The organism is Arthrobacter sp. CAU 1506, assembly GCF_005047635.1.
Classification (GTDB): domain Bacteria; phylum Actinomycetota; class Actinomycetes; order Actinomycetales; family Micrococcaceae; genus Crystallibacter.
In genome coordinates, this window is record NZ_SUKC01000017.1 from 16096 (window position 1) to 39096 (window position 23001).

A 23001-nucleotide genomic window follows, 5' to 3' on the forward strand; every position below is an offset into this window, starting at 1 on the left:
CGGAAACCCCGGTGCCGTCAGCGGGCCTGCGCGGTCAGGCCGCCGGGCGGTCCCCGTCGTCGTTCTCTTGGTCCATCCTGGTCACGGTGAAGAAGCGGTTTCCCGCGCCCTTGCGTGAACTCGGCACCAGGAGCTTGGAGTATTTTTCACACCACTGGGCGGTACCGACGGAATCTGCGGTTGCCGCTGCGATGGCTTCAATATCGTCGGACCACCCCAGAACGCGCTCGCCCTCGAGGCAGAACTGAATGAGGCCCAGCTGGGTATCGACATGGAGTTCGACGTCCACCCAAACGTCGAAACCCGGTACCGTGCTGGCTGTATCTTCTGTTTCGTATGTATTCATCATGAGACTTGTGTTGCGCATCACACTATGCGGCGCCCTCCCACTATAGGGTTCCGGATCCGGAATGCCAAACAGTTTCCGCAGCGTAAACGGCCGGTAAAGTAATTCGGGCCATGACCGAGACACCTTCCGCCCAGCGCCTGTCCTGCAACGTTCCGATGCGTTGGGGAGACATGGACGCCTACGGGCACATCAACAATGTGGAGATCCTGCGGATCCTGGAGGAAGCGCGGATCCACGCGTTCGGCCCGCCGGCCGGAACCGGAGGCCCCGGGCTCGAGGTGGACCTGCCGGTCTTTTCCGACCTGCCGGAATCCACCCAAGCTCTGGTGGCCGAGCACCGGGTCAAGTACGTCCGGCCGCTGAACTACAGCAACATCCCGGCGCACGTGGAGGTCTGGATCAGTGCGATCAAGGGCGCGAGCCTGACCATTGCGTACATGATCATGGACCCGGTGACCGCGGAACAGTGCGTGCTGGCAGAAACTACGCTGGCGTTCTTCCACACGGACTCGGGCCGGCTGCTGCGCCTGAGCGACCGTCAGCGGGAGATCCTGGCGCCTTACCTGGGCGAGTCCAACTTCCACTGAAACAACGACGGCGGTGGGCCGGCTGCGTCCCGCCGCGCACCGGCTGCTTGGCGTGAGCGAGGCGACGAAGACCCGGCCGCATGGCGTGGATGGCCGCGCAGCCGCCGCGCAGCCGCCGCCTGGCGTCAGTCGGGTCGTTGGCTGGCGGCATGCCGGCCCAGGCTGGACAGCGCCAGCGGGAACGCGGGGCGGGACGGAAACGGCTTGCTCGATTCCACGCCCAGGTCCGGGCCAACGCTGACCAGTTCCCCCGGTTCCATCAGCCGCCAGCCAGCTTCGGCGTCCATGACTTCACTGGCAACAACAATGCTGGGATACCGTGCCAGGTCGGGAAAGTGCGCCCGGATCCGGCTGCTGCGGGCATCGAGTTGGCCTTGGCCGGCAGGATCGTCGGCCGTGCGCTCGAGGATGTACAGCTCGTTGGTCTCCGGATAGCGGAGCGCCCACAAGTGCTCCGGGGTGGTCATCACCATATTCAGGCTGTAGAGCGGCAGGGTCTCGATGATCCAGCCCAGTGCAGCGGTGATGCCCTTGGCCACATCGCCGTGGCTGCGGCGCGTTTCCGCCGTGATCAGCGCGAAGATTCGTTCGCTGTCGGTCTGGCCGCGCACCAGGGACGCAGCGCCAAGCCGCTGCAGCCGTTCATCCAGCAGTTCCACACCACGGCAGACGCCGTTGTGCGCAAACAACCGGCCGTCCTGTTCGAACGGGTGGGTGTTGGCAACAGAGGCCTTGCTGCCCGACGAATACCGCACGTGAGCCAGGAAAGTGGAGGAAGTGAAGTCCCGTGCGGCCAGCTCGAAGGACTGCCCGTGCCAGGCCGACTCGGCTTGCCGGCTGACAATCGGAGCGCCGAGAGAGGTAAAGATGCCGATGCCCGCCCCATCGGGCTGGCGCCTGCCCTGCTCGGACAGGCTATCGGGGGCACTCAGTAGCCAGAAGGTGGCGTGGACCCGATGCCCGCCCGCATGCAGTCCAAACAACCTGCACATCCGTGCGGCCCCCGTCCTGTCGCGGCGGCTCTTGTTCCTATCCGTCCCAGCCGAGATTGCGGGCTATGCGTTCCAGGACGTCTAGGGTGGCATCGTATTCGTCGTCGCTGATGCCCTGAGCCAGGACGGCCCGCGTGCGGTCCACCACGTCGCCGAGCGAGGCGAGGCTGGCCCGGCCTGTACTGGTCAGCGCGTAATGCCCGTCTTCCGAGCTCACCCAGCCGCTTTCCACCAGCTCTTCTACCGGCGCCTGCGGCCCTTCGTCGTCCGTCTCCGGGATGAACGGGCCCAGCGCCTGGGTGAGTTCGTCGGCGGTGGACGGTTCATCCGACAGCAGGTTCATCAGCTGCCACTGCCGGCGCGTGATGCCGTGTTCTTCCAAGGTCGCGACGAACTGCTCGTCGATCAGGCGGTCAACGAGCTTCAGCCAAAATCCGATGGGTCGTAGAGATGCCATGCCGTCACCCTACAAGGGAGGCCTCCCGCTGATCGACCTTAAGCATCGAATCCACTGCGGAACTGTAGCTATGAATGCTTTTCTGCCGTCAGCAGACCCTGCTGACTCCGGGGCGGCAGGTTTCTACGATGGAACCAGCCAGAAGGGAGTTCACCGTGCTCGAACTTCAGAAGCTTCAGCAGCAGTCCGTTTCCGGACCGGTGCCGCTGTTGCGCGATGTCTATGGAACTGTGCTGCGCCGGGAACGCCGACGCCAGCGACGCACTCTCGACGACGTTGCCAGTTGCGCCGGAGTGTCCCTTCAATACCTGTCGGAGATTGAGCGCGGCCGTAAAGAAGCCTCCTCGGAGATCCTTGCGGCGATCTGCACATCGCTGGGCTCCGGGCTGGCTGCTTTCCTGGCCGCTGCGCACCGAGAATTTGCTGCCGTCGAGCGCCGGCCCGTACTGGACCTGACCAGGCCGGTGCTGCCGAATTCGTTGGCCGCAGCGAGCGATGGCACCCAACCCGTGCCTCCGCCGTCGTCCATCTTGATGGCCGCTTAGGCCCGGTCATCACGGCGGCCGGCGGCCCGGCATTGCTCCGGCGGATAGCCCAACGGGCAGGTGCGGCCTTGCGGCTGCGCCTGCCCGTTGGGCTTGCTGTCTGAGGCTGGGGTTAGGCCATGGCTGCCAGTTTGGTCTTGCCGAAGAGCGCGCGGTCAACCGAGATCCGGCCGGGGCCGACCAGAGCCAGGGTCAGTGCGGCAGCGCCGAGCAGCAGCACCAGTTCGTAGCCGCCAGCCTCCACGAACACGCCGGCGGAAATGTGGACCAGCACCAAGGCGCCGATCATGTTCAGCGTCAGCAGGGCGGCGACCACTCGGGTCAGCACCCCGAGGATCAGGGCGATGCCGCCGCCCAGTTCCAGGCCGGCAACGATCGGAGCTGCGATGTCCGCGGCGGGGATGCCCATCTGGCCAAACGCGGCCTGGGTGCCGGCAACGGTCCATTCGTTGAACTTCTGCCAGCCGTGGGCTGCGAAGAGGAAGCCCAGGACAACGCGGAGGACGGTACGTGCGGTGGTGGTCAAAGCGGAGTTAGTCATGATGTTGTCACCGTTTCAATGGTCAGGGAAACTCGGCCGTCTGGAACGAGCGATAAGCATCAGTGGTTGACGCTTCAACTAAATCTTGACAGAAATAATGTTGAAGTGTCAACTTTTGCTTTCGCGGGCAGCCGCACGCCCCGGGAAGGCGTCCACAGGCGGAAGGGGAGGAGCCGTGCTTCGGGCAGGGCCGGCCCGGCGGTTCAAGCCCGACGGCCCGGCGGCTCAAGCCCTGCAGCTCAAGCCCGGCGGACCGGCTGGCGCAGAATGGTCTTGAGCTTGGCCGGCTCGGTCCTGCGGGCATCGCTCAGGTAGATCTCGTGGTGGCGTCCCGTCCGTTCCAGATTGTTTGCCGGCAAGTATTCGTCGTGCAGGCGGGCCAGCACGGGTCCTTCGTCGTCGTAGGGGCCCACATGCATGACCTGTACGCTCAGTCCTTCATCCAAGGACCCGAACCGGAGCGAGTCCACGGCGGGAAGTTCCTTCTTGGCCGCGGCCTGCTGCATCGCGTCTTTGATCTGGTCCGGCCCCAGCCAGTCGGGCTGGCGGATCATCAGCGTCCATGACCACTCGTCCTTGGCGCGGCGGGTGAAGGCGGACATGTCGTTGGCCCACCACAGCCCTTCCAGCGGGCCCACCACATAGTCGCGGGCGAACTGCTTCTTGCTGGCGAACTTCACGGTGTAGGAGACGGAATACAGGGCCTCGATCACGTGCCCGTACCACTCGGACGTGTTCGGATTGCCGTGGCCGTCTGCCTCCAGAAACTGCATCGGCGGCACGGTGACCAAGCGGAAGTCCTTGCCCGGGGAGTAGAGCTCCTTCTGGTCTTTTTTGAAATCCAGCTTGTCCATGTTTGCTTTCCGACGTCGGCGAATGTGGTCTAGTTATATCGCGTAGTCACGGCTGAGACGAGGGAAAATGCTGCAGCAGTTCGCCGCCGAATGGTGGCGCAGGATCACCGACGGGTTTACGCGGGGCGAGCCGCTTGAGACCGGGCTCCTGGAGCTGGCGCTGATCCTGGCTGTTGCGCTGGTCTTGTCGGTCCCGCACGGGAGTTGGCGGTACTTCGGTTTGTTCGTCACTGCGGTCCATGAGCTTGGGCACGCTTTTGCGGCGTTGACCACCGGCCGGTTGGTGCGCGGGATCCACCTGCGGTTCGACCAATCCGGCGCGATGATCAGCCGTGGGGCGGGACCCGCCTCGGCGGCCTGGGCAGGGTTCTGGGGATACCCGGTGCCTGCGCTGGTGGGAGCGGTGCTGGTGTGGGCGGCGTTCACCGGCTGGTCTGGCGCTGCGCTGTCGGTGAGTGCGCTCCTTCTGCTGTCCACGCTGCTGTTCATCCGGAATCTCGAGGGCATCGTGATTGCTGTTGGGCTGGCGGTTGCCTCCCAACTGCTGGTCTGGTTTGCACCGGTGGAGTTCCTGGGCCATGTGACTCTGGCGATTGGCGTCGCGCTGCTGGTTGGAGCCGTGCGGGACTGGTTGAATCTGCTGAGCGTGCACACGCGGCGCCGCCATCAGCTGGCCAATTCGGATGCGTTCATCATTGCCAAGCGAACGGGGATTCCGGCCGCGTTCTGGCTGGCCGGGTTCGCCTTGGTCATTCTGGCCTGCTGGGCCGGGGCTGTGGCAACCGTAGCCCGCATCGGCGACGTGGTGAACCTCTGACGGTTGCGCCCACCTTATTACCGCAACGCACGCCGGCTTACTGCGGTGGCGTGCGCACCCCTCAAATCGCACCCGTTAATCTGCTGCCGCACACGCCGCTGGCCATGCCGCCCGCACCCAGGCCTGTACCCCTGATAAGCGTGGTATTGCCCACAGTAAATTCCGCCTTCACAGCGCCGTGCAGCGGTTCCCGAGGGACGGGAATTATCGCCCTCGGCGAGACGTTGTTGAATCGATGTTGAAATGTCTGAATGAGCAGCTATGATGGGCGCTCGCAGATAGGTCAAAACAACTAGTGCATCAGGAGTTCTAAACCCGCATGGCAACCGATTACGACGCACCGCGCAACAAGGACGACGACAACAACAATGAGTCGCTCGAAGCCCTTCAGGCCCAGCGCTCCGGCGGTGCGAAGACCGCACTGATCGACGTCGAGGATGCGGACACCGCCGAGGGCATTGACCTTCCGGGTGCCGACCTCTCCGGCGAAGAACTGGTAGTGCAGGTTGTTCCTCCCCGTGAGGACGAATTCACCTGCTCTTCCTGTTTCCTGGTTCGCCACCGCAGCCAGGTGGCCCGCGAAAAGAACGGCGAGAAATACTGCCGCGACTGCGAAGGCTAAATTCCACGTTCCGAACCCCGCGCTGATGGAAGCGCGGGGTTCTGTTGTTAACCAGGAAAGCGGTTTGCCTGGACCTCAGGCGACTCAGACCTCGCGGATGGCCTGACTGATCGGTGTGCTGCCGTTGATGAATTCGATCACCTTTCCGGTGGTGGACGGCACGGCCAGCACCTCGGCGGCGACCATCGCGACGTTCTCCCGGCTCACCTGACCGCCCTGCGTTCCCGGTCCGGCCTGGATCTTCCCGGTCGCCGGCTCCAGCGTGAGTGCGCTGGGACCCAGAATCGTCCAGTCCAGCGAACTCGACTTCAGGTACTCGTCCGCGGCCGCCTTCGCCTCGGCGTACGGGAAGAACGAATTGTCTTCCGGGACTCCGTGATCCTTGCCTGCACCCAGGTAGGACACCATGATGTACCGCTGCACGCCGGCCGCCGATGCGGCATCCATCGACCGGATCGCCGCGTCACGATCCACCGCGTAGGTGCGGTCGGGATTGCCGCCGCCGGCACCGGCGGACCAAACCACGGCGTCGTGCCCGCGCAGTTGATCGGTCAATTCCTCAGCGGTGGCGGTCTCGACGTCGGTGACCACCGGCGCGGCACCGGCGTCCCGCACATCGGCGGCATGATCCGGATTGCGGATCAGCGCACTGACCTGATGACCTTGGCCGGTGAGGATGCGGGAGAGGTGGAGCGCGACCTTGCCGTGGCCGCCAATGATGGCAATGCGGGACATATGCTTCCTTCCGTTGTGGTCTTTCCCAACTTAGGCATGCCGGCCCGGACAACGCCAGCGCCCGTTACCTCCGCCAAGTACGACGCCGGTGCACGCGCTGGGCGGGAACGTTGCCACCTACGACGCCGGTGCACGCGCTGGGCGGGAACGTTGCCACCTACGACGCCGGTGCCCGCCCTGGGGCGGGACGGTCCGGCAGGGTGCGGTGCCCAGTTTCGGTCAGCGTGTTCCCGCTGGACGGCTGGCGCCTCCGACGTCTTCGGGCTCTATCCGTCGCTGCCGGTTAGATGAATCGCGGCTTCCGGGGTGGCGACCCGGAAGCTAAACGACTGCTCAATGTACAGATAGACGAACTCTTCGTCGTGCCGGTCGTAGCCGACCGACAGGTCTTGGCCCGACTCGAACAGGAAATCTCCGCCGCGCAGGCTCATCACGATCGCGCCGCGGACACCGGGCGCCCAGATAATCGGTCCGCTCAGCAGCTTGCGCAAGTGCTCCGACAACAGATATCCGCCGCGCTCGGTCGCCTCCACCACGGCCGTGTAGTGGCCGGGGCCGAGCGCCAGCCCGAACGGCCCGCCGATACCCACCTGCAGCAGGGCCGAGACAGCCTTGGCCACCCGCTTGGGGTAGTCGTTGAAGTCCGGGACGCGCGGTATGGGGGCGTGCGGCGTGGCGCTGGTGACTCCCGTGATGCCCACCTGCCGCCAGCCGTGAAAGACGGCTGCGTTCTCCGCAGTGGCAATTTGGAGTGCAGCCTCATCCAAATCGGTCAGGTCCACATCGGCGGCTCCTCGGTCATGGTCCAGCAGTTCCATGCGGGACACCTTGAACGGCGCCCTCACCTCCACCAAGGGGAGCACACCGCGCTGTCGAGCCGCCACGCCGTCGGCCGGTGCCGGTCCGGTCACCCGCTCCGTGCGGCCCAAATTGGTGGCGGAATACTCCCAGCCGAATGGGCCGGCGAAATCGACCATCTTGCGGGCACCCAAGGCCACGGTGAGCCGCTCCCTGGCTTCCTGGTCCAACAGCTTCCAGCCGCCGTCGGAAATCGGGGCGTGCTCGCGCAGCAAATGGTTGACGGTCATGCGATGTCCTCCCTGAGGCTGCCGATTCCCAGCGAGGAGTCAGGGCCAACTGGTCCGGGCGGCGCGGAGCCGGCGTCCGGTGCTTCCGGGCTGGATCCGGCCGCGGCCGCCGCCTCGGCAGCGCCGCCGTTGGCCACAATGTCGCCGTCCTGGAACAACGTGCCGCGGGCAATGCTGCGCCACTTCGGTTTGCGCCGCAGCAGGAATTCCAGGTCCATGCTGAAATGCTTGAACTCCTCGGCCAAGGAGTCCTCCATGATGGCGACCGATTCCGGGTCTTTCTCCAACGACATGCGCTGCTCGTACCAGCCGATCGCCTCGGCTTCCTCGGTCAAGTTGGCGCACATCCGCGCAAACGTCCGCGTCTCGGCGGAGAGTTCTTGGGCGGGTTCGTGATACTGGTCAAAGCCCATCTGGATACCTCCGTGAGGTTGTGCCTCTGAGCCAGCGTAGCCACGGCCCAGCAACCTGACTACCCCTGGCGGCGGCGGAGCCCGGCTGGTCCCGAAGCTCGACTGGCCAGTCGACCCGCCCGGCCTGGCACCCGAATTCCAAGCTGCGTGGGCGCTGAATTCCAGGCTGCGTGGACGCTCCGCGTAACAGTGTGAAACCGACTGTTGTGCGGGCTTTGATTTTCATACTCTGAAGGCCGTCAGCAGTTGCCCCACCGGGAGATTCCCATGAACAGCCACACGCAGGTGCCCGCGTCCGTCACAGAATGGGCCGGCACCAACGATGAAACTTTCTGACGCTGAACAGCGTGAACTAGCCAGCATCGAACGGCATCTCGCCGCCGAAAATCCGGCATTGGCGCGCATGCTGTCGATGCCCGGAAGGCCGTGGCCCATCGGGACCCGACACCCAAGCGAGGCCGAACCGCCGGGCGGCGCAGGCGCGGTGATCACCCTGTCGCTGCCAATCGTCGGCCAGCAGACCCCGCCCCTGCCGGAACAGCCCCGGCCCAAGCGGCGCAGCCTGGGGAGCTGGCTGATGGTTGCTGGAACGGCAACGGTGGCCGCAGCCCTGTTGACGGGGACCGTCGCCATCGCCGTGGGTGGATTCCTGCTGATTGCTGTCGGCAAATACACCGCCGACGGCTAGGCCGGGTGTTTCAGCCACCGGGGTTCATGAAGCCGGATTCATAGGCCGCGATGACGGCTTGCGTTCGATCCCTGACGCGCAGCTTCGACAGGATCGAACCGATGTGGGTCTTGATGGTCTCGGTACCGAGGAACATGGTCTGCGCAATTTCCTGGTTGTTATATCCGCGGGCCAGATGACGCAGGACCTCGGCTTCCCGGCTGCTGAGTCCAGCAGCAGCAACACGGTCGGGGGCGTTGTTGCCATGGACTGCGGCCAACTCGCGAAGCTTGGCCGGGAAGACGATGGAATCGCCGACTGCCACGGCACGCACCGTGTGCAGGAGTTCTTCCGGCCGCGCCCGTTTGAGCAGGAAGCCGTCCGCGCCTGCTTTGAGCGCCTGGTAAACGTAGTCGTCGCTTTCGAAGGTGGTCAGGATAAGGATCTTGGGCCGACTGCCGCCGAAGGCCACCATCTGCGCGGTCGCCTCGATGCCGTCCATCTGCGGCATTCGAACGTCCATCATGACCAGGTCCGGCTGCAGCCGCCGCACTTCCGGCCAGACGTTAGTTCCGTCGGAGGCTTCACCGACGACTTCGATGTCCTGATGCGCACCGAGAATGGCGGCCAGACCGGAGCGGACCAACGGTTCGTCGTCTACTAAGAGGATGCGGATCGGCTGGTTCACCGGGCTGGCTCCTTCAAAGGGATTTCTGCGGACAAGATCCAACGGCCGCCGTTAAGTTGGGAGCGAGTGCTGCCGCCCGCCAGCCTGGCACGCTCCTGCATTCCCGCGAGGCCGCGGCCTCCGGCCCTCGAAGCGGTCTCTCCCGCTGGTTCGGCAACCGGATTCTCGAGTCGGACGCGCAGGAACCCGTTAATGGAATCAAGGTGCAGCAGTGCCTCCCTTGGCGCAGCGTACTTGAGCGCGTTGGTGAGTCCTTCTTGCAGGATTTTGAACGCGGGTTCCGACGCTCCTGCCGGTACATCCGCCAGCATCTGGCTGTCGAACCGGCGGACTACGTGCAGGCCCTGCTCTTCCATGCGGTCCAAATAACCGGGCAGCTGGCTAAGTCCCGCGGAGCTGTCTCGGTACTCTCCGGGAGACCGTAAAAGTCCGATCACTCGGTCGAGTTCGGCCAGTGCGCTGCGGCCAGTGTCGGCAACGGCGCGCATCGCCCGCACTGCGCCGTCGGGGTCACGTCCCAACAGGGCTTCCGCGGCAGTCGCCTGCAGCGTGGTCACCGTCAGGGCATGGCCCACCGAGTCGTGGAGTTCGCGGGCAAGCTCGTTCCGTTTGGCTTCCAGCCGCGCCTGTTCTTCTTCCAGCGCCTGATGTTCGGCAGCAGAGGGGCCGAGGAGAAGTGTTGCCCAGTGCGGCAACGCGATGCCGGTCAATATGGTGAAGATAATGACTCCGGTTCCCAGCCCCAATGACCACAGCGCCGCCGTCGTGCCATCGGTGAACGGGACGATCGCGGCCGCCAGTTCGCTGGCGGAATCCGCGTTGCCGAGCATCGGCAGGATCAACACGGCCACGATCAGCGGGGCCGCGAACGCGATGGCCACGAGGGTCAGGCCCCCGGCCATGAGATGGACAAGGTACCAAACCGCACCCCTGATCCGTCGCTGCCGAGTCGCGGGACCGGCCGGTTCAGCCAGTTTCACCCCGAGGAGTTCACCGACGGCGGTTCGTTCCAGCGCCCGGGTTGCGGAGAGCGCGGCGGGCACGGCGAGCAGGAGGACCAGCACGGTAAACGCGACGGCAGCGTTGGCCGCACTGACCGCGGCCAGTTGGGTGGCCCAGATGAAGACAACGATGTACGGGACAGCGAGCAGGGCGCCGATCATCATGAACACGAAGTGCCTGAAGATCCGCCCTGCCCGCTGTAAGGGGATTCGGCCCGTTTCCGTCATGGGCTCATTCTCGGCCATTGCCTGCTACACGTCATCCGCTGAGTCCGCACCGTGTGCAGGACCCGCGGTGTTTGAGGTAGTAGGCCAGTGTGGCGGCGCCGAGCAGCACACCCCACGGAATCCACAGGAGCGTCGGTCCGATGGTCGCCCAGTTGGCCCAGTCGAATGGGATGCCGCCTGTACCGCGGATGGTCGACACACGAATCATCTCGGCCCCGGCGGGCACCGCGATGAGGGACACAAAGCCAGCCGGAATGACAGCCAACAGGACCGGCACCCTCCGGCCGCCCACGAAGGGGATCCAACGCGGAAACACCGAACCCCAGCGCTGGATCAGGCCGAGCGTCAGCCCTACTCCCAGCAGCGCCATGATCGCCAGCCCCAGGCCGGCATACACCTGACCGGTGCTTTGCATGCGCTGAAGGAAGGCCGGCTCAATTCCGAGCGGCATGCCCGCCGCCCACGCAAGACGCGTGAGCGCATAGACACCAGGAATGACGGCTGCGGCGATGGTCACCGGCGTTCCCCACCGTCGAACAGCCCCGCCGGAGGAATGGCGACCGCATGCCACACACGCGCCCGAATTCCGGCGAACGGCCACGGCTGCGGTCAGGATCCACAGTGCGACGCCGAGAATGCACGCCAACTGATGTCCTACGATCGGCCACGGTAGATCGAGTGCTGTCTGTAAGATTCCGGGATCGGTGATGGACTTGACCGCGAGGAACGGCAGATACCCCAGAGTCGCCAAGATACTGCTGTCGACAACCGCCAGCAGCGCGATGCCAGCGTAGACGGACGCGAAGACGGTGGCTCCGGCCGCGGAGGCCCGGCCCGGAAGCAGCCGGTAATGGACGGCGAACCCCAGCAAGCATCCCGCCATCGCTAGGGACAGCAGGACGTAGCTGAGGACAGTGCCCAGCGGCCCATTCAATTCGTGGGACAGGGCTTCGGCGGGAACCAGGGGCAGGGAACCTTGCGTCAGCAGGAAGAAAACGGCGGCTAGCGAATAGCAGCCCGCCGCAACGGCCGTGATCAACGGCACCCGCTCGATGAACCGGTTCCGCGCCGCTGGAAGATGCTCTTGTATGTCTGAAGTAGTCATGCTGCCAGTCTTCTCACCGGCGGTCGCGCGCGGATCCCGCTGCCGGGCGAGCAGCATCCCCCGAATGAGGGATTGCGACTGCCGCATAGTAAAGTTGCCGGGTGATTCGCCGATACTCTGCTCTGCTGATGCTCCCGCTCGTCGCCTTGGTTGCCACTGGCTGTGGACAGATCGAACAGGCAGCCTCCGACGCCGCCGACCAGGCCGCCAATGCGGCTTCCGAGGCCGTCAGCCAGGCCGCGTCCGACCTGGCCAACGCCGCTGTCGGCGAAGCCGTCAAGCAGGCATGCGCCCCGATTCGGGACGGCAACATCGGCGCGGAGGACAAGCAGCTGCTCGGCGGACTGGTCTCGGCTGCAGACGCCGCCGGCGTTCCCGACGAGATCACCGGCCCGATGTCACAGATCGCCGAATCCGGCGACCAGGTCCCGGCCGAAACCGTCGCCTCAATGCAAAAGGCGTGCGACGACTACAGCGCCGGTTAAGTTCTACCCGCGCGCACCTATTCATCATGCGGATCGCTAAGGGCCTGACGGCCCCTCGTTGCCGGGCGACCCATCGCCCTTAGAACGGGGGAGCTGCCGGCTGCCCTGGCCACCCGCGGAATGGGCTGGAACGTCCGGCCGGCCTGTCAGCTTCTGCGGCGGACTCCAAGCCAATATCAAGTTCTGCTTCCACCGCGAGCTCCGGTGGATCCGTATGTTCGACGGATGCTCCTCGAGCGCCCACGTCAGGGCCACCCAAATCTCCTACGGGTGGGTGCGCGGATTGCCCGGAGTGAATGCTCAACAGGGCCGGCTCGGAAAGTCGTTCTGGCAGTTGGGCATCCTTGAGCCAGACGTGATTGCGTAGTGGTTTCCGCTCCGGATCCATGTCGGGCGGCGGGAAGAACCATGCGACGCCGTCAATGACCTCGATCCGCCAGTCTCCTTCGTGGATGAGGTGGTGGTGGTGACTGCACAGCAGGACGCCGTTGTCGGTGGATGTTGGGCCGCCCCTTTCAAACCACTGGATGTGGTGCACCTCCGTCCAAGGCGATGGTGCAGTGCAGCCGGGGAAGGCACAGCCGCCATCCCTGGCGATGATGGCCAGCCGCATGTACCTCGGAAACAGCCGCTGCGACTGGCCGACGTCCAGGATCACGCCCATGCCGGCGAGGACCACCGGGATGATGTCCGCATCGCAGGCCATCCGGCGGATGGTCTTGGCACTGATCGGTCCGGAGAAAGTGCTGGCTCCCGGGCGGCCGAGGTCGGAGGCCAGGTCCTTGTAGTCAATGGTGGCCAGCAACTGGGGACGGCGTCCGCCGGCTGCCGGCAACAGATCCGTGGTCAGCGCGACCTTGCAGGCACCGACAAGCCCGTCGAGTTGCTTCTGCTGCCGGGTGCGCCCGTCTGTCGGCACCGAATCGGCTGAAGCATCAGGACCCGTATCGTGACCGTGACCCTGGTCTACCGTGCCGCACGTGTCGGTGGGGCCGCCCGTCGGGTCGGAGCCCTCGGCTGCAGGGGCGGCTTGGGTGTTGTCGACCCTGTTTCTCGTGTCTGCAACGTTGACCGCGTCGGCGACGTCGTATCCTACGGTCCCGGCCGTGGCGGTGCCTTCCCGCAATCTGGGATTGGTGGCCGTGTTGTAGACCGTGGCCAGGACCTCGTTCTGCTCATCGGTGGCGTTGATCTCGTAGCAGTGGAGGCCGTTGCGCCGGCCCCGGTAAAACAAGCCCTGTCGTGATTTCAGGTCGGCCGGACGGGGATCGGCGCCGCCGGGGTTGAGTCCGCCCTCCCACTGCCGAATCAGGAGCCGCAGCGAGTCGACGTCGTAATCGGAGGCATGTTTGACCAGTGCCTCTTCCATCTTGCAGAGCTGCTCTGGGTCGGCGGTGCTACGCAGGCCATCGATGGCCTTGCGAATCAAGCTGGCGGCTTGGCCGGAAACCATCCCCTCGTCCAACGCGCTGGCGAGCACTGGCAACCGCGGCGGCGGAACAGGCGTGCCCTCCGGCGCTGGCTTGGCTTCGGTGGCCTCTGCAAGTTGGAACCGACGCGCCGCTTCCTGCCGGGCAATGCCCAGCTTCGCCCGGAGGTAGTCCTCGTTTGTCTTATACGCGCCGTGCCTTCGACGATTCGGTTCGTCGGGGTCGTGTGGCGTGTCCGTTTCTCCGACGGCAGCGATGTTCTGCGCTTTGATGATGCGGGCCAGGATGAGCTGGGTTTGCGAAATGGTATTGGCCAGCTCTTCAACCTGCTCTGCCGTCCGGGCTACGGACTTTGTGCTGCGCGTCAGCCCGCCGTTCCGAAGCCGGCCGTTCAACCCAGTGATTTCGGCGCGCAACCGGTCCAGCAGAGCGGACTCATCCTGCTCTGCTCCCGGAGCCACAGCCAGCGCCTCGATCGCCATAGATCCAGCCTATTAAGCGCGCATATGGGCGGACAGAACCAAGCACTCACGAGTGGATAAGGTGGCCGCTATAGGTACCTGTGGAGGTGAAGTGCCCGCGATGGGAACCTGTGTAGTGCTCGTGTGCCGGCGGCCGATGCCCGGGACGGGTGCCTGAAAACGTGGGGGCACCGTTGGCTGCGCCGCCCACAACAATGTAGGTGAGCGACCGCCGCATCAGCTGTGGCGGGCGGAGCCCAAGCAGTCCTGGTGCGTGGCGGGCTCACTCGACCATTATCAGTGCGCCGCGGCGCACTTTAGTTAGGCTTCGTGCGCCACCGGCGCATGTTTCTGGGCGACCTCGGCGGTTTCGTCTTCCACCGGTTTGCGGACGAAGAACGAGGCTGCCACGGCCACCACGGAGATGATGGCTCCGGCCAGGAAGGCAGCCCGCACCCCTCCGGCCACCGCGGTCGACGAGTCGGCGCCGCCAGCGGTCAGCGCAGCTGTCTGCATGGACATCACGGTGACGAACATGGCGGTGCCCGCGGCGCCGGCCACCTGCTGCACGGTGCCGATGATCGCGCTTCCGTGCGAGTACAGCGGCCGCTGCACCGAACCCAGGCCGGCTGTGAACAGCGGCGTGAACAGCAGGGCCAGGCCCAGGCTGAGTACGATGTGCGCGCCCAGCAAAGTCAGCGGGGCGGTGTTCTCGGTGACCGTGGACAAGTACCACAGCACGGCGCTGACCAGGACCGTTCCCGGCACCAACAGCACGGTCGGTCCGAACTTGTCGTACAGCCGGCCCACAGCCGGTGCCAGCAAGCCCATCAGCAGACCGCCCGGCAGCAGCATCAGGCCGATCTGCAGCGGTTCCAGACCCAAAACCTGCTGCATATATATAGGGAGCAAAATGATGGTGCCGAACAGGGCTGCCATGCTCACTGCCATCAGCCCCACGGACATGGAGAAGTTGACCGCGCGGAAGGGCCGCAGATCCAGCAGCGCCTTGTCCGAGCGCTGCAGCCGCAGCTGGCGCAGCAGGAACACCAGCAGCGCCACCCCGCCAGCCGCAAACGCGATCCACATCGCGGCACCCGAGGTGGGCCCCGCCGTCGTTGTTCCGTGTCCGGAACCCACCTGGCTGAGGCCGTAAATCAGCCCGCCGAAGCCGATCGCGGAAAGCACCACCGACGGCACATCCAGCGGCACCTGGCGGGGTTCGCTGACGTTTTGGATCCGCCGGTTGCCGACCAACAGCATGGCCAGCGCGATCGGCAGTACCAGCCAGAACATCCAGCGCCAGGACAGCGCGTTGAGGATGATGCCGGAGATGGTCGGGCCGATCGCCGGCGCCACCGAAATGACAATCGAGACGTTGCCCATGGTCTTGCCGCGGTCCTCCGCCGGCACCAGGTTCATCAGGGTGGTCATCAGCAGCGGCATCATGATCGCCGTGCCCGACGCCTGCACCACGCGCGCCACCAGCAGCACTTCGAACCCCGGGGCCACCCCCGCCAGCAAGGTGCCCGCAGAGAATAGCGTCATGGCGGCGGTGAATACCTGGCGTGTAGTGAAACGCTGCAAAAGGAAGCCGGTCACCGGGATGACCACCGCCATGGTCAGCATGAACGCGGTGGTCAGCCATTGGGCCGCGCGGGCGCTGATGTCCAGGTCTTCCATCAGTTCGGTCAGGGCCACGGACATGATGGTCTCGTTCAGGATCACCACAAACGCGGAAACCAGCAGGATGCCGATCACCCGGCGGTTGCGGCGCGACTCGTCAGCCGTCAAACCACCGCCCGGGACCTGTCCGGGCTGCGCCGAGGCACTATTCGTCAACGGTTCATTGCTCACAGGAGAATCCTCGGGTGGAGTGCGTGCTGTTGTGGTCGGCCGTTAGGGGCCCAAGAACGCCGGCGAAAACGGCGGAATAGTAGTCTAACCCTCGGTCATGGTCGCCTATTCCCGCTCGGCCCCAAGCGCCTGCCCGCCCACGACGCCGGTGCTCGCCGCCGCGGGAATGTCGCTGCGGAGCGACCTCTTTAAAGAGGAGAGGCCCCGCCGGCGCAAGGCCGACGGGGCTCCCTGTGATCCTGGGCCGGTCGTTGGGGGAATGATCCGTCCCAGGAGTCTGTGGTGAGCTACATGGTGTAGTAGCCGGAGACCGGCATGGCGCTCACGTCGTGAACCAGGGTGCCCTGGCTCGGGTTCAGCGCGCTGATCATCTTGCCGCCGCCCAGGTAGATGCCGATGTGGGCGCCACCGTTCTGTACAACCAGGTCGCCCGGCTGCGGGTTGCTGGTCGGGGTCAGGGCGCTGCCCTGGGTCTGGCTGGTGCGGGGCAGGTCAACGCCCACCTGGGAGTAAACCCACTGGGTGAAGCCGGAGCAGTCCCAGCCGGAGGTGGAGGTGCCGCCCCAGACGTAGGGGGTGCCCACGCCCTGCATGGCGATGTCCACGATGCTCTGGTTGCCGCCGGTGGAGGCAGGCTTGATGTCGTTGCTGGCTAGCGAGACCGTGGCGGTGTCCGCCGGGGCAGCCTGGGTGGCCGCGGTGGCAACGCTGGCGGCCTCGGCAGCCTGGCCGCCGCCGGACTGGGTGCCCTGGCCGGAACCGGTCAGCGCGATCTGGTCGCCCGGGTAGATGATGGTGTAAGCGTCCAGGCCGTTGGCGGCCAGTACGTCCTGCACGTTCTTTCCGTACTGGGCGGCGATCGTGCCTACGGTGTCGCCGGAAACCACGGTGTGGGTGGCAGCGTCGGAAGCAGCTTCGGTGGTGGCAGCGGGTGCCGCCTCGTAGCTGGCCGGGGCGGCAGTGTCAGCCACATCGGCCGAACCGTAGGTCGGAACGGTAACGTCCGCGGCGGCGTTAGCCGGCAGGCCGACGCCCAGCATCAGACCGCCGGCAGCCGTAACGACGGCGGCGCTGCGGCCGACGGTGCCGGCGTGGGATGAAACAGCGTTGGACAGGCCGGCCACGGTGGTGTTGCGGACCGGGGTGGCACGGTGGCGTGCACGGTTGTTTTTGAGCAGCAAGAAGTAACCTCTCCCAATGCTTACGAGGTGAGCTGTCGGATTCGGATGGGAGTCACCCGGTCGTGCGGCAGTGCGGCAGGCACCAACCACGCGACTTAACCCCAAGGGCCCCAAGAGGGGCCCGGAAAGTGGGTCCCCCGCCTCTGCCAGATGTCTAGCGAACAAACTCGGGAAGGTTGGCAGAGCTCAGCAAGACCTTCCGAGGACGCGGCGGATGATCGCCGACGTGATGAATACGTTACGTAACGGTTCGATAACTGTCCAAGCCCTGAGATTTTCCTGTGGATAACCTGAAAGCCGGATGGATCGCACTTCCCGTCGGCCGTTTTGCGCCGAATTTTCACCGGCCGTGTGCTACATGGGGTGGAACAGACCGGCACCGTCCCCGCCAGTTTAGGGCCTAATTTAGGGCCGGCCGAGTGAACATCATCACCAAATACGGCCCTTCGCAACGTCTCCACAGGGCGCAAGGACTGCCATTGTGGGACCCAGACGGCGGGAGTAGGCTCCGGATTAACCGGGCCGCGGGAACGGCCGGCGCTTCGGCTCGCAGCCGGCGGCGTGGCCCAGCCACTTCGGAGAGGAATGAAGCGCCATGCCCATCACCCGAGATCTGATCATCAACGGCGAGCACGTCCCGGCGGTTTCCGGCAAAACCACCGAAGACATAAGTCCCTACACAGGGGACTCCTACGCGACCGTCGCCGCTGCCGGTCCGGAGGACGTCACGCGAGCCGTCGACGCGGCGTCGGCAGCGTTCGATGCGTGGGCGGCGACCCCTCCAACTCAGCGGTCGAAAATCTTCCTCAAAGCTGCCGATCTGCTCGAGGACCGGATGCAGCAGGGCATCGAGCTGATGGCCGGCGAGGTCGGCGGAGTGGCGGTCTGGGCCGGCTTCAACATCCAGCTGGCGGCCAACATCCTGCGCTCCGCGGCGGCAGCCACCACGGCGCCGCGCGGTGATGTGCTCGCCACCGATCTGCCGGGGAAGTTCTCGCTCTCGATCCGCCAGCCGTACGGAGTGGTGGCGGCGCTCTCGCCCTGGAATGCGCCCTTCATCCTGGGTATCCGCGCTATGGCCATCCCGCTGGCCGTGGGCAACACCGTGGTGCTCAAACCGAGCGAGGACGCGCCGTTGGCCTGTGGGTTGTTCCTTGCGGATGCCTTGCTGGACGCCGGCCTGCCGCCGGGTGTGCTCAACGTGATCACGAACGACCGCGCGGATGCGAACGACGTGGTCAGCACGCTGATCTCCGACCCGCGTGTGCGGAACGTGAACTTCACCGGTTCCACCAAGGTGGGACGGATCATCGGCACGCTGGCCGCCCAGAACCTGAAGCCGGCGGTGCTCGAGCTTGGCGGCAAGAACTCGCTGGTGGTGCTGAAAGACGCGGACCTCGACTACGCGGTCCAGGCGGCGGCTTTCGGCTCGTTCATGAACGCCGGGCAGATCTGCATGTCCGTGGACCGGGTGATCGTGGACCGCAGCATCTCCGAGGAGTTTTCCAGCCGTTTTGCGGAGAAGGTGGCCAAGCTGCCCACTGGCGACCCGATGAACCAGGCCACGGTGATTGGACCGCAGGTCAGTCAAGTATCGGCGGACCGGCAGTACGCACTGATCGACGATGCCGTCGCCAAGGGAGCCACAGTGCTGGCCGGCGGGGAGAAGGCGGGCCAAGCGGTGGTTCCGGCGACGGTGCTGTCCGGCATCACCGAGGAAATGCGGATCTACGCCGAGGAGATCTTCGGTTCAGCCACCACGGTGATGGAGGTGGACGGCGCGGAGGAGGCGGTGAAGCTGGCCAATGACACGAATTACGGGCTCACCTCCGGCGTGATCACCGAGAACCTGGCCGAAGGCATTGAGGTGGCACAGCGGCTCAAGACCGGAATCAGCCACGTCAACGACCAGCCGGTGCAGGACGAGCCGATGGCCCCGTTCGGCGGCATCCATGAATCCGGCTACGGCAAATTCGGCGGTCAGGCCGGCATCAATTCGTTTACCGAGGAGCGCTGGATCACCATTCAACAAAGCGGACACGCCCAATATCCGTTCTAATCTCAGTCGCGGATGCGCACGGCCGTCTCCCGCATATAGCGGTCCACATGCGCGTACGCGTCGCGGGTCAGCGCCTTCCACAGTTCGACGGCGAGGCGCGGGTTGTCGTGCTCCATCCGGCTGATCGCTTCAGCCGGGAGCAGGTTGACCCGTACCTCGCCGTGGGCGCGGACGGTGGTTTCCTGCCGGTCGGCGCTGCCCAACGCCAGTTCGCCGAACGTCATGCCGGCGCTGACGGTGGTGAGCTTGACCCGGCTGTTCGCCGGACCCGGCGACGTGGTGACGACGCTGCCGGACAGGATGAAGTAGACGCCGCCGAAGCGCTGGCGGATGCGGCGGATGACCTCGCCGTCGGCATAGCTGTGCTCCTCCATCAGGGCGGCGAGCGCAGCAGCGTCTTCGGCGGCGAGCGGGCTGAGCACGGGCGAGTCGGCAACGTCCACAGTGGCCGGCCGGCAGAGCTCGTCCCCAAAGCTGGCGATCAACTGGTCCTCGGCGAATTCGACGGCGGCGGTGCGGGTGGCGAACGACGGCACCGCTCGCCCGTCTTCTTCGAACCGCTGTGCCAGGGCGCCTTCGCCGTCGATGAGCACCAGGCCGCGTCCGTCCTGCGCCAGCGATGTCCGGAGCCGCTCCAGCATGTCCAGGGCGACCGGGGCGGTTTCATCGACCCGGCGCATATCCAGGATGATCAGTTCCACCGACTCGTCCAGGCCGCTGACCTCGCGCACCATGGATTCCGTGCCGGCGAACAACAGGTCCCCGTTCAGTTCGATCACCCGGGCGCGGTGGGCGTTGTCCCGCAGCACTTCCGCAGCCTCGTCATTGCGGCGGATGCCGGACGGGGCGTCGGTGATGTCGTAGCTGGCCCGGATGGCATTGCGGCCGGTGCGGGCGGCGCGGACGAAGTGCAACCCCATATCGTGCGAGATTCGCCGGCTGGCCTCCACGCCGCGGACGCTGCTGCCATGATCGTTCAGCGGCGGTGAATAGACGGCCAGACCCAGCTGGCCCGGGAGTACCGCGAGCAGCCCGCCGCCCACTCCGGACTTGGCCGGCATGCCCACGTCCGAAAGCCACGCCCCGGCGTCGTCGTACATGCCGCAGGTGGCCATGACGGAGAGGACCCGTTCCTCCACCTCCAGGTCCAGCACCTGTTTGCCGGTCAGCGGGTTGGTGCCGCCGTTGGCCAGCGTGGCGGCCATGACGGACAGGTCGCGGCAGGTGACCAGCACCGAGCACTGCCGAAAGTAGTCTTCCGCCACCGGGTCCGGGTCCTGCTCGATGATCTCGAAGGAGCGGAGCAGGTGCGCCAGCGCCCGGTTGCGGTAGCCGTGCCGTGCCTCCGACTGGTAGGTGCGCTCGCTGACCGACAGTTCGCGGCCGGCGAAGGCCGAATAGTGCTCCAGGATGCGCCGGAAGCCGGTCTTGCCGCCGCTGCCCTTGATCAGCGAGGTGGCGGTCAGCGCCCCGGCGTTGATCATGGCATTGGCAGGGCGGCCGGTGCCGGGAGCCAGCGAGATCTCGTTGAACGCGTTGCCCGACGGCTCCACATCCACCTTTTGGTCCACCGCATCCAAACCCAGATCGGACAGCGCGAGCCCGTACGTAAAGGGCTTGGAGATGGACTGGATGGTGAACTCTTCGCCGGAATCGCCGACCTCATACACGTAGCCGTCCACTGTGGCCAGGCAGATGGCGAACTTGTCCGGGTCTGCGCCTGCCATCCCGGGTATGCCGGCATAAGGCTTGCCGTCCTTGAGCCCGCTGAGCTCGGCGTGCAAGGTGCGCAGGTAGCTCTGGATAGGGGAGTCCATGCTTGCCAGCCTATGCGGTCCGGATGTCGGGACCGGCCGGGTCCGGGGTGGAGCCGGCCTGAAAACGGGTCCCGCCGCTCACTCAGCGGATGCTCGCGGCGGGCTAAATTTGGCTGCATGAGTGATGCCCTGCCGCCATCGGCCGACCACAATCCGCTGTTCGGCCTGCTGGCGTCCGGTGACCGGGCCGGGACGCTCGCTTACGCGGCAGCAATGGACGACGACGAAAAGCGCCGGCAGAAGTCCCTGGTAAGGAAGCTCCGGTTGGTGGTGTCGGCGGAACCGACCGGCGCACGCTCCCCGGACGGCTGGTGGCTGGGCCCGTTGACGGCAGAGCACTGGGCCGCCGCCGACATCGCACACATGGCCTGCATCGGCGCGGAACGGTCCGCCGACCTGTCCTACACCGACCGCAAGGTGGCCCGCGATGCGCCGCCGGCGCTGTTTCCCGACCGGCTGGAGCTGTTCGTTGAATCCTGGTCGGCCCGCTATGAACGGAACCCGAAAGGCTGGGACCGCAACCGCGGTGTTGAAGCAATGTTTGACTGGGTCCGTGACGGGCTGGTCCCCGCACCGGCACAGCGCGGGGCGATGCTGCTCCTGCTTGGCGAGACGCAGGTGCAGCGCATCAACTTCCTGAAGTTTCTGGGGGAACGGCCCGGGCTGATCAACGTGACGCTGAAGGAGCTGTTCCACGTGCCCGGCATCAAAGGCGCCAGCGCCATGCAGTTCGATGAAGCCAATCCGCGGGAAAACCGCCGGCTGTCCGTCCTGCTGCCGCAGCTGGTCAAGCTGGGCTACTGGGACGGCGAGTGGGTCCGGCACAGCATTGAACACGTGCTGGCCAGCGATGAATGGCCGGAGTACCAGAAGCGTTTTTTCAAGCTCCTGCGCAGCAACCTCGCAGAGTAAAAGGAGCGAAGACCGGCCGTGAAGTAGCGGCACACAGGGTTTCGGCGGTCTGCGCCCGGTGTTGCCCGGCGGGCTGTTCGTCTACGCTGTGGGAAAAGGCGGCAGCCGCGAAAGGCGGGACAGTCATGGCTTCTAATCCGCAGGGCTCCGGGCCGGATGGCGTCGAGGCTGAGGGCGGCCGATCGGCTACGGGACGGTCCGGCGGCTCCGGCCGCGGGGACTCGGACGCTGTCGAGCCGGGGACCGGCGGACCGGTCAGCGGTCGGCCGAAGAGCAAGCAGGCGAACCAGCGGAACACACGGCTGGGGATGATCTGGACCTCGGTTGTCATCGCGCTGATCCTGCTGGTGCTGCTGATCATCTTTATCGCTCAGAATCAGGACCAAGTCCTCTTGCGCTATTTCGGCTTCGAGGGGCAGGTTGGCCTGGGGCTTGCGCTGTTCATTGCCGCGGTCGCCGGCGGGATTGTGGTGGCAGCCGCCGGTGCGGCCCGCATCATCCAGTTGCGGCTGCGGGATCGCAAGACGCGCGGATCGGCCCGCCGGTAGCTTTCGTTGCCGATGGGCCAGGACGTTCCACGCCGGTTGTTCACGTTTGGTCACGGCACCAGCACGCCTGACGAACTGGCTGCACTGCTCAAGGATGCCGGCGTGCAAAAAGTCGTTGACGTGCGCCGATTCCCGGGCAGTCGCAAGCACCCGGAGATGGGTCGGGAGGCGCTCGCCGGATGGCTTCGCGATGCCGGTCTCGGCTACCGCTGGGAAGAAGCGTTGGGTGGGCGACGCCGGATTGCAGCGGGGGAGCCGGAACCCGACAGTTGGTGGCGGGTTGCCGCCTTCCGCGCCTATGCCGCCTACACCCGTACCCCGCAGTTCGCGGACGGTCTGGCGCGCCTGCTGGTGGATGCCGAGGCCGCCGAAGTTGCCATCATGTGCAGCGAGAGCGTGTGGTGGCGGTGCCACCGCCGGCTCATCTCCGACGTGTTGGTCGTCTTGCACCGAGTTGACGTCGTGCACCTGCTGCCGGGTGGCAAGGAATCACGGCATGAGCCGTCAGCCGGCGCCAGAAGCGCCGACGGCCAGCTCTACTGGGACCGTCCGGAAGACTAGG

The 23001-nt window shown here is 65.6% G+C and carries 25 protein-coding genes and 1 riboswitch; of the genes, 10 read left to right on the forward strand and 15 right to left on the reverse strand.

Features of this window, described 5'->3' with window-relative positions; all coding sequences use genetic code 11:
* Positions 1-34: 34 nt before the first annotated feature.
* Positions 35-349 carry a hypothetical protein gene (locus E4J89_RS16315; protein ID WP_136787277.1) on the reverse strand — a complete coding sequence of 105 codons (315 nt, stop codon included), beginning with the start codon at positions 347-349 and terminating at the stop codon, positions 35-37.
* A gap of 110 nt (positions 350-459) precedes the next feature.
* Between E4J89_RS16315 and E4J89_RS16320 the strand changes: the two genes are divergently transcribed.
* Complete coding sequence (locus tag E4J89_RS16320) at positions 460-936, forward strand: thioesterase family protein (RefSeq protein WP_136787278.1); 477 nt, start codon at positions 460-462, stop codon at positions 934-936.
* A gap of 125 nt (positions 937-1061) precedes the next feature.
* Here the strand turns inward: E4J89_RS16320 and E4J89_RS16325 are convergent, their stop codons facing one another.
* Positions 1062-1928, reverse strand: a complete 867-nt coding sequence (locus E4J89_RS16325; protein ID WP_136787279.1) for a class II glutamine amidotransferase — start codon at positions 1926-1928, stop codon at positions 1062-1064.
* A gap of 37 nt (positions 1929-1965) precedes the next feature.
* On the reverse strand, positions 1966-2385 hold the full coding sequence (locus E4J89_RS16330) for a MarR family transcriptional regulator (protein ID WP_136787280.1): 420 nt from the start codon (positions 2383-2385) through the stop codon (positions 1966-1968).
* 200 nt (positions 2386-2585) lie between these two features.
* Here E4J89_RS16330 and E4J89_RS16335 point away from each other — a divergent pair, with 200 nt between their 5' ends.
* Positions 2586-2930 (forward strand): helix-turn-helix transcriptional regulator, encoded by a 345-nt coding sequence (locus tag E4J89_RS16335; protein ID WP_240691948.1) that lies wholly within the window; start codon positions 2586-2588, stop codon positions 2928-2930.
* A 112-nt stretch (positions 2931-3042) separates the two neighbouring features.
* On the opposite strand, the gene E4J89_RS16340 is transcribed toward E4J89_RS16335, so the two are convergent.
* Together E4J89_RS16340 and E4J89_RS16345 are read right to left on the reverse strand one after the other, a co-directional pair.
* Entirely contained in the window at positions 3043-3471 is a 429-nt protein-coding gene (locus E4J89_RS16340; protein ID WP_136787282.1) for a DoxX family protein, read from the reverse strand.
* Positions 3472-3710: 239 nt separating this feature from the next.
* Positions 3711-4325 (reverse strand): GyrI-like domain-containing protein, encoded by a 615-nt coding sequence (locus tag E4J89_RS16345; RefSeq protein WP_136787283.1) that lies wholly within the window; start codon positions 4323-4325, stop codon positions 3711-3713.
* Between the two features lie 67 nt (positions 4326-4392).
* On the opposite strand from E4J89_RS16345, the gene E4J89_RS16350 reads away from it, so the two are divergent.
* Both E4J89_RS16350 and E4J89_RS16355 read left to right on the forward strand, forming a co-directional pair.
* A complete protein-coding gene (locus E4J89_RS16350; protein WP_136787284.1) occupies positions 4393-5142 on the forward strand; it encodes a M50 family metallopeptidase in 750 nt (249 codons plus the stop codon).
* 319 nt (positions 5143-5461) lie between these two features.
* Positions 5462-5764 (forward strand): DUF4193 domain-containing protein, encoded by a 303-nt coding sequence (locus E4J89_RS16355; RefSeq protein ID WP_136787285.1) that lies wholly within the window; start codon positions 5462-5464, stop codon positions 5762-5764.
* 84 nt (positions 5765-5848) lie between these two features.
* On the opposite strand, the gene E4J89_RS16360 is transcribed toward E4J89_RS16355, so the two are convergent.
* The 3 genes from E4J89_RS16360 to E4J89_RS16370 all read right to left on the reverse strand — a co-directional run bounded on the left by E4J89_RS16360 (position 5849) and on the right by E4J89_RS16370 (position 8000).
* Positions 5849-6499 carry an SDR family oxidoreductase gene (locus tag E4J89_RS16360; protein WP_136787286.1) on the reverse strand — a complete coding sequence of 217 codons (651 nt, stop codon included), beginning with the start codon at positions 6497-6499 and terminating at the stop codon, positions 5849-5851.
* A 266-nt stretch (positions 6500-6765) separates the two neighbouring features.
* Positions 6766-7587 carry a family 1 encapsulin nanocompartment shell protein gene (locus E4J89_RS16365; RefSeq protein WP_136787287.1) on the reverse strand — a complete coding sequence of 274 codons (822 nt, stop codon included), beginning with the start codon at positions 7585-7587 and terminating at the stop codon, positions 6766-6768.
* A complete protein-coding gene (locus tag E4J89_RS16370; protein ID WP_136787288.1) occupies positions 7584-8000 on the reverse strand; it encodes a hypothetical protein in 417 nt (138 codons plus the stop codon). Before E4J89_RS16370 ends, E4J89_RS16365 begins: the two co-directional genes overlap by 4 nt.
* A gap of 322 nt (positions 8001-8322) precedes the next feature.
* Between E4J89_RS16370 and E4J89_RS16375 the strand changes: the two genes are divergently transcribed.
* Positions 8323-8688, forward strand: coding sequence for a DUF3040 domain-containing protein (locus E4J89_RS16375; RefSeq protein WP_136787289.1), 366 nt, complete (start codon positions 8323-8325; stop codon positions 8686-8688).
* A gap of 10 nt (positions 8689-8698) precedes the next feature.
* Here E4J89_RS16375 and E4J89_RS16380 read toward each other — a convergent pair whose 3' ends face one another.
* From E4J89_RS16380 to E4J89_RS16390, 3 genes are read right to left on the reverse strand one after another with little or no spacing between them, the layout of a single operon-like run.
* Complete coding sequence (locus E4J89_RS16380) at positions 8699-9355, reverse strand: response regulator transcription factor (RefSeq protein ID WP_136787290.1); 657 nt, start codon at positions 9353-9355, stop codon at positions 8699-8701.
* Positions 9352-10584, reverse strand: coding sequence for a histidine kinase (locus E4J89_RS16385; RefSeq protein ID WP_169304036.1), 1233 nt, complete (start codon positions 10582-10584; stop codon positions 9352-9354). The genes E4J89_RS16380 and E4J89_RS16385 overlap by 4 nt, the downstream gene beginning before the upstream one ends.
* A 31-nt stretch (positions 10585-10615) precedes the next feature.
* Entirely contained in the window at positions 10616-11689 is a 1074-nt protein-coding gene (locus E4J89_RS16390) for a hypothetical protein (RefSeq protein ID WP_136787292.1), read from the reverse strand.
* 101 nt (positions 11690-11790) lie between these two features.
* Between E4J89_RS16390 and E4J89_RS16395 the strand changes: the two genes are divergently transcribed.
* Positions 11791-12174 carry a hypothetical protein gene (locus tag E4J89_RS16395; RefSeq protein ID WP_136787293.1) on the forward strand — a complete coding sequence of 128 codons (384 nt, stop codon included), beginning with the start codon at positions 11791-11793 and terminating at the stop codon, positions 12172-12174.
* 79 nt (positions 12175-12253) lie between these two features.
* Here E4J89_RS16395 and E4J89_RS16400 read toward each other — a convergent pair whose 3' ends face one another.
* From E4J89_RS16400 to E4J89_RS16410, 3 genes are all read right to left on the reverse strand, one after another.
* Positions 12254-14086, reverse strand: coding sequence for an HNH endonuclease signature motif containing protein (locus E4J89_RS16400; RefSeq protein ID WP_136787294.1), 1833 nt, complete (start codon positions 14084-14086; stop codon positions 12254-12256).
* Between the two features lie 300 nt (positions 14087-14386).
* A complete protein-coding gene (locus E4J89_RS16405) occupies positions 14387-15859 on the reverse strand; it encodes an MDR family MFS transporter (protein WP_240691949.1) in 1473 nt (490 codons plus the stop codon).
* 350 nt (positions 15860-16209) lie between these two features.
* Positions 16210-17103, reverse strand: coding sequence for a C40 family peptidase (locus E4J89_RS16410; RefSeq protein ID WP_240691937.1), 894 nt, complete (start codon positions 17101-17103; stop codon positions 16210-16212).
* Positions 17104-17106: 3 nt separating this feature from the next.
* Positions 17107-17273: riboswitch (cyclic di-AMP (ydaO/yuaA leader) on the reverse strand.
* A gap of 425 nt (positions 17274-17698) precedes the next feature.
* On the opposite strand from E4J89_RS16410, the gene E4J89_RS16415 reads away from it, so the two are divergent.
* Positions 17699-19162 (forward strand): aldehyde dehydrogenase family protein, encoded by a 1464-nt coding sequence (locus E4J89_RS16415; RefSeq protein WP_136787295.1) that lies wholly within the window; start codon positions 17699-17701, stop codon positions 19160-19162.
* A 2-nt stretch (positions 19163-19164) separates the two neighbouring features.
* On the opposite strand, the gene glsA is transcribed toward E4J89_RS16415, so the two are convergent.
* Complete coding sequence (glsA, locus tag E4J89_RS16420; protein WP_136787296.1) at positions 19165-20979, reverse strand: glutaminase A; 1815 nt, start codon at positions 20977-20979, stop codon at positions 19165-19167.
* Positions 20980-21096: 117 nt separating this feature from the next.
* On the opposite strand from glsA, the gene E4J89_RS16425 reads away from it, so the two are divergent.
* The 3 genes from E4J89_RS16425 to E4J89_RS16435 all read left to right on the forward strand — a co-directional run bounded on the left by E4J89_RS16425 (position 21097) and on the right by E4J89_RS16435 (position 23000).
* Entirely contained in the window at positions 21097-21891 is a 795-nt protein-coding gene (locus E4J89_RS16425) for a hypothetical protein (protein ID WP_136787297.1), read from the forward strand.
* Between the two features lie 125 nt (positions 21892-22016).
* The gene (locus E4J89_RS16430; RefSeq protein ID WP_136787298.1) at positions 22017-22439 is read left to right on the forward strand and encodes a lipopolysaccharide assembly protein LapA domain-containing protein; all 423 of its coding nucleotides are present in this window, start codon (positions 22017-22019) and stop codon (positions 22437-22439) included.
* A 12-nt stretch (positions 22440-22451) separates the two neighbouring features.
* The gene (locus E4J89_RS16435) at positions 22452-23000 is read left to right on the forward strand and encodes a DUF488 domain-containing protein (protein ID WP_136787299.1); all 549 of its coding nucleotides are present in this window, start codon (positions 22452-22454) and stop codon (positions 22998-23000) included.
* Position 23001: the final 1 nt, after the last annotated feature.